At 52.8% G+C, this 6,214-nt stretch carries 4 protein-coding genes; all 4 read right to left on the reverse strand.

Going from position 1 to position 6,214, the window contains the following annotated elements; all coding sequences use genetic code 11:
- Nucleotides 1-20: 20 nt before the first annotated feature.
- Nucleotides 21-1,631, reverse strand: a complete 1,611-nt coding sequence (gene murJ / locus VGS28_02205) for a murein biosynthesis integral membrane protein MurJ (protein HEV2412598.1) — start codon at nucleotides 1,629-1,631, stop codon at nucleotides 21-23.
- Nucleotides 1,632-1,715: 84 nt separating this feature from the next.
- A complete protein-coding gene (gene ftsH, locus VGS28_02210; protein ID HEV2412599.1) occupies nucleotides 1,716-3,572 on the reverse strand; it encodes an ATP-dependent zinc metalloprotease FtsH in 1,857 nt (618 codons plus the stop codon).
- Between the two features lie 48 nt (nucleotides 3,573-3,620).
- Entirely contained in the window at nucleotides 3,621-4,532 is a 912-nt protein-coding gene (gene tilS / locus VGS28_02215; GenBank protein HEV2412600.1) for a tRNA lysidine(34) synthetase TilS, read from the reverse strand.
- Nucleotides 4,533-4,544: 12 nt separating this feature from the next.
- A complete protein-coding gene (locus tag VGS28_02220) occupies nucleotides 4,545-6,044 on the reverse strand; it encodes a hypothetical protein (protein HEV2412601.1) in 1,500 nt (499 codons plus the stop codon).
- Nucleotides 6,045-6,214: the final 170 nt, after the last annotated feature.

Genomic DNA, 6,214 nt, shown 5'->3' on the forward strand with positions numbered 1-6,214 from the left:
CAACGAGAACTATGGGGGTGTTAGGCATTCGGGATCTTCCGGTTCTTCTGGTCAAACCCAGCGAAGATGAATCGGACGATCCGTTCGATGACCGGCTGCACTTCTGTTATCCGGAAGATGAAACTGAACAGTAGATAGGCCACGAAGCTGAAACCGACAATGGCAATAAACTTTGGGACAAGGACGACGAAACCAGCGTCAGAGATACGGAGCGGGAAGAAGTAGGCCACCATGGCGTAGGTGACAATGCCAGTCAGACCCGAAGCGGAGATCATCCGAAAGACTGCGTTGATAAAGTCAGAGTCGAGAATCCCAGGGTAACGTTTGATCAGGATGAAGAAGAGAACTGCCAGCTCAAAGACAGCGTCGAGAGACTCAGCTACAGCCAAACCATAGATACCCATCGTCGATGGGCGAGCCAGCCAGACAGCCAAACCGATGTTTATAGCAATGGCAGCTAACGAGGTATAGAGAGGAGTCCGGACATCCTGATGCGCATAGTACGCCCGAGAGACAATCGGGTACATACAGCGGAAAAAGATATATATCACCAGAAAGCCGAGCAATGCGGCAATCGTTGGATCTCCGTTAGCGACGAGCAGACGAACTAGATAACCACGGGTGAAGAAAGCGATCACTGCGATTGGCAACGCTAACCAGATGATAACCCGCAGGATCGACCTGAAATCCTTGCGAAAGAGATCGCGACGGCCTTGGTTAATTCGCTCGGTCAGTTTGGGAAAGACGGCGGTCGAGATGGCCACCCCGATCAGTGTGATCGGCTGCAAAGCCAGCTGCATAGCATAGCTGAACGAGGCGATAGCGCCGCCGATCTGCAGGCGAGAGGCCAGGTTCACTTCAACCATAGTGTTGAAGTAGTCGATGCCCTGGTCAATCGAGCGGGCCGGAAGCAGCATTAAGACGCGGCGAAAACCGAGGTTGCGCCAAGAAATCTTGGAGCGATACTCGAAACCGAGATGCCACATGCCGACTCCCGCTGCCAGCAGCTGGATTATCGAGCCGATAACCACACCGTAGGCGACACCCATAACTCCGACGTGTGGGGCAAGATAGATGATTCCGAAGATGATTCCGAGGCTGTAGAGCGATGGGGCTAGGGCAAAGAAGAAGAACCGGCCGGCAGCCTGTTGCATGCTTGTCAGAACACTAGAGATCGAGAAGAGGAACGGGTTGACGGCAATAATGCGCATCATCGAGGCAGCTAAGAATCTCGTCTGTGGCGAGAGACCTGGCGCAACCACGTAATGAACGAGTGGTTCGGCAAAGATGATAATAAACAGGCTGGCGACGAAGGTGATAAGGGCTAGGAAATTGATCAAGCTCGACGAGAGTTCCCAAGCCGACTTCTTATTGCCTTTGTTGAGGCGTTCATTCAGGACTGGGATGAAGGTGACGCTGAGAGCTCCCGAAGTCAGAACGAAAAACATGAAGTCCGGCACAATGAAGGCGACGTTGTAGGCGTCAAGGGCCGTGCCTATCCCAAAATGGGCGGCAAGCAAACGGTAGCGCAGAAGACCGAGCAGGCCCGAAACAAGGGCCGAGGCAGCCAGTAATCCCGCCGCATGCTCTACCTTTAGACTGCGATTCGCACGAGCGAGTAGACCATTCATCTTGCCGTTCATTATAGATGAGACGACACTATAAAACAAAGCCGCACCTCTCCCGGTGCGGCTATTTTAAGTGACACTGTCTTTCTAGTAGAGAGCCGCCTCTTTGGGCATCTTAGCGTCGTGCATCAACTTAACAGCTGCGTCGGCGTCAATCGTCTCTTTAGCCAGAAGGGCGTCTTTGAGTTTATCGAGAATCTTACGATTGGCTTTTATGACCAGTTCAGCCCGTCTTGCAGCTTCCTTAATGAGAGATGCCACTTCATCGTCAATCTCCCGAGCCGTCTCTTCAGAGTACGGACGAGAATGCGTGATGCGGTCGAAGACAATGTTACCACCGTCATCGTGGAAGACCTGGTCGCGAAGCTTCTTACTCATACCTTGCTCAATGACCATCTCTCGAGCAAGGTCAGTCGCCTTCTGAAGATCACTGCCGGCACCGGTCGTGACGAACTCTTCGCCGTAGACAACCTTTTCTGCGATACGGCCGCCGAGCATTCGCGCCAAAACATCCTTATACTCAACAATTGAGTGGTAGCTCTTATCTTCGGGCGGGATAAACCAGGTAACACCGCCAGTACCACCACGAGGAATGATGGTGATCTTGTGAACCAGGTCGCTATCCGGTAGAACGTGGCCGACCAGAGCGTGACCACCTTCGTGGTAAGCGGTAATCTCTTTCTCTTTGTCGCTCATTACCTTGGTCTTGCGCTGTGGGCCAATGGCGACACGCTCAAACGCTTCAGTGACATCGTTGTTGGTGATGAACTTGCGATTGTGGCGAGCGGCGATAATAGCTGACTCGTTGGCTATGTTTTCGAGATCGGCACCAGACGAACCGGCACTCTTAGCTGACAGTGAGTTCAGATCGACTGTGCTGTCGATCGGCTTGTTGCGGAAGTGAACTCGAAGAATTGCTTCACGATCCTTACGATCCGGTAGCTCGATATTGACTCGCCGGTCAAACCGTCCCGGTCGAAGCAGTGCCGGGTCAAGAACATCGGCCCGGTTGGTGGCTGCCAAGACGATGACATTGTCACCTTTTTCGAAGCCATCCATCTCAACCAGGATCTGATTGAGGGTCTGTTCCCGTTCGTCATGGCCACCGCCCATACCTGAGCCTCGACGACGTCCAACTGCGTCGATCTCGTCTACAAAGATGATGCATGGTGCGTTCTTCTTGGCTTTGGCGAAGAGGTCACGGACACGACTGGCACCGACACCGACAAACATTTCAACAAATTCTGAACCGGAAATACTAAAGAATGGCACACCCGCCTCACCTGCGACGGCTCGGGCGAGGAGCGTCTTACCAGTCCCGGGAGGACCAACGAGCAATACGCCCTTCGGTATCTTGGCGCCAACCGCTTGGAATTTTTTGGGATACTTTAGAAACTCGACTACCTCCTGAAGATCTTCCTTGGCTTCGTTGTTGCCGGCGACTTCGTTGAAGGTTACTTTCTCTTTGTCACCCCCGTAGAGTCGAGCGCGGGACTTACCGAAACCAAGCGCCTGGTTACTCTGGCCCTGCGCTTGACGCATAAGGACAAAGAAGAAGAGCAGCATAATAGCACCTGGGATCAAAATCTCAAGGGCAAGGACCATATAGTCTCCCGCTTTGGATGGTTCTTGAATGGTCAGCTTAGTCTTGTTGATGTTTAGACCCTGCTGCGCCAGGCTGGCGGTTGAGTCCATGACTGACTGGGCCTTGTTACCGTTCTTGAACTGAACCTGCAGCATGTCCCCGTTCTGAGTGATCTGGGAGATCTTGCCTTCATTGGCCTCTTGAACGACGGTCGAGATAGGGATGGTTGGTTCATGCTGGGCCGGCTTATAGACGGCTACGATGAGTAAGGCAATGGCAATTAGAAGCGACCAGAATAGGGCCGTTCGCGTCCTATTTCCGGGCGATGGTGAAAGAGATTTCTTGGGCATGGTGGGCATAACTTAAAAGTAACTTCCTCTAAAAACTTACTATTTAGCGTATCAGATTCAACGGCGGTAAACAACTACAGTGCCCTTTTTGACGATTATTGCAACCGACCCACTCATTTGGTGCGTCTTATAGAGACGAGCCGTCTTGATAAAGTGGAGGGCTCTATATAGGTTAGGTCGTCGTTCGCCTACTCCGGTCAGCATTGAGATGCCGTAGTAGAGAAGTTCTGACGAGATAGCATTCGGCATCATGATCAAGCGGGTACGTGGTAAAGAGAACGAATTCGCCTCAATACTGGCAAGCGATACAAATAAGCTGTCGAGCTCACCGTCGATAGCCTCACGCAGCTCTACCTGTTCGTTGACGAGTCTAACGATCGTCGGACGAAAACTGCTGTCCTGCTTCGAAACAAATGGAATAAGTTGGTGGCGGATATAGTTCCGAAGGTACCGGGTGTCTTGGTTGGTACTGTCCTCACACCACTTGAGTCTATGCCTAACGGCGTAATCTCGAATATCCGCCTTGGGAATCTGTAAGAGAGGCCTGCGGATTGTGGCAGTATTTCGAAGGGAGGCCAGCCCACGCCAGCCCGTTCCCCTGATCAAGTTGATGAGGGCGGTCTCGATTAAATCATCCTGGTGATGAGCCGTCACGATCGCAATCGACTTGGTTGCTTGCCGGGTTGCCTCTAGAAAGGCGTACCGCTTCTGGCGTGCCTTTTCTTCGCTGACGTTTTTGCCCAACCTAGATTTTTTCATCGCATAGTGAAAAGTACGATACTTTTCAGTCAAACTTTTCACCAACTCTTCATCTTTGGCCGAATCTGACCTGATACCGTGGTCAAAATGAGCGACAACTAACTCGAGACTCTTTTGCCTGGATAGCAGATCAAGAAGAACAACGGAGTCGACCCCACCTGAAACAGCCACCACGTACCTTCCTGGAGCCAACTTGGGGGTAGATTGCATTGTCTCTCTCGTTTAGTGGGCCAACCTCGCCAGCAACATGATCAGACCGAGAACTATGACGGCCAAGATAATAACGTAGGCCAGCAGGTGAGATGGTGGGCCAGTCGGGACCTTCACTGAAGGATGCATATTAGGCTTGGGCTCAGGCTGGTCCGGGGTATCGACAACGGGGGAAGGTGAGGCCACGGATGCCGGTACGTTATCTGAGGTCTGACCACCTACAGGCGTTAGAGCCCCTTTGGGTTGATCCTCGACCGCCATCATACCTGGACCTTTTTCGATGTGCTCGGCGAATCGGCGCTCGCTCCAAAGCGGTTGGCTGCTGGTCTCCTCTGGCTGCGGAGGACGTTCGTAACGAGCTGCGGCCGCTCCTGTCAGCTCTTCGGTTGAGAGAGTACGCTGTTCAGGAAGCGGAGCCTGTTCCTTGACGATCTGACGCGTCTCCTGGGTGATACTTCTCTGTTCACTGGCCAAACGTGCCACTTCACCAATGTAGCTTCGTTCGGCCGCCAAACGTTCAACAGAGACAGGAGCTTTTGTCTGTTCAGCCGGTCTCTGTTCAAGTCTATCGAGATTCTGGCGTTGCTGCTCCAAACGAACTTCCTGTCGCTTGATACGTTCGGTTAACTGCTCGTCTGCGTTGCCTAATTTAGCCTCATTACGTCTAGCTACCACACGCTCATGATGCGTGTAGGCAGCGTTTAAGATACTGCCGACTGCGGCTACCCGCAGAGCCGTGTCAGCCTTATCGTGGGCATGCTCAATATCATCTTGCAGATCCTTCACTTCCTGCCGCTGGACGGGAGTGGTGTGAGCGTACGCCTCACGATAGGTATCTTGGCGCCAACTTGGCACCTCCCTCTCCAGAGGTACTCCGGAAGAGGGTAGCTGATTGCTCTCGACGACCACTGTCGGCTCGGGTGCCCGGGGTTGTTCGGATAGCTGATCCCTGGACATTGCCAGACCAGGCACTTCACGTTCCAGCGCAGCTAACTCTTCTTCGAGCTGGGTCGCCTCTTTGCCAAGGTCGCCACGAGCCTCCTCAAGTTGCTGTGCCTGAACAGTCTCCTCAGGATCAACTTCACTCTCAGCCTGAACGGCCTCGAGCATAGCACCGCTTTCTACCAGAGCTTCATCAGATCGACTAAGCACCCGTCTAGCGATAGATCTAGCGATTTTGACAAGACGACCGCGCTCTCGTTCGATACCAAGGTCGGCATCGCTCTCACCTTGATAATCGGCCGGTTCGTGAGGACCTTCTCTGACAGACAGCCCTCGAGTCGCCTCAGTCGTCCGCCTGGCCATCTTCAAATAGTCAGTCGGATCGACGACTGACTCTCGCTCTCTAGCGGCTGCAGGTTCTTCTTGGGGGTGTTGATTTTCTCTCCGGATGCGCAAAAATCTCAGCCGACGGCCACCATAGCGAGATTTATCGCTAAACTCATCGTCATCATCGTCATCGTCTTCTGGCTGATGATAGCCAGGACGGTCTCGTAGCTCTGCCTGGTACATGATCGCGTCGTTTTCAGTCGTCTGCTCTTAAGGTGGCAGACAACATGAGTAGGTTCTATGTATGCCTCTTCATTATCGCCTAAACAGAGGCGATTGACAAGAGAGTACCCCGAGTTACTACCTCAGACCGACTACTCCCTGCATAGCGAGAGTTACTATTTGCCTATAAG

The sequence above is a fragment of the Candidatus Saccharimonadales bacterium genome (assembly GCA_035945435.1).
GTDB lineage: Bacteria > Patescibacteriota > Saccharimonadia > Saccharimonadales > DASZAF01 > DASZAF01.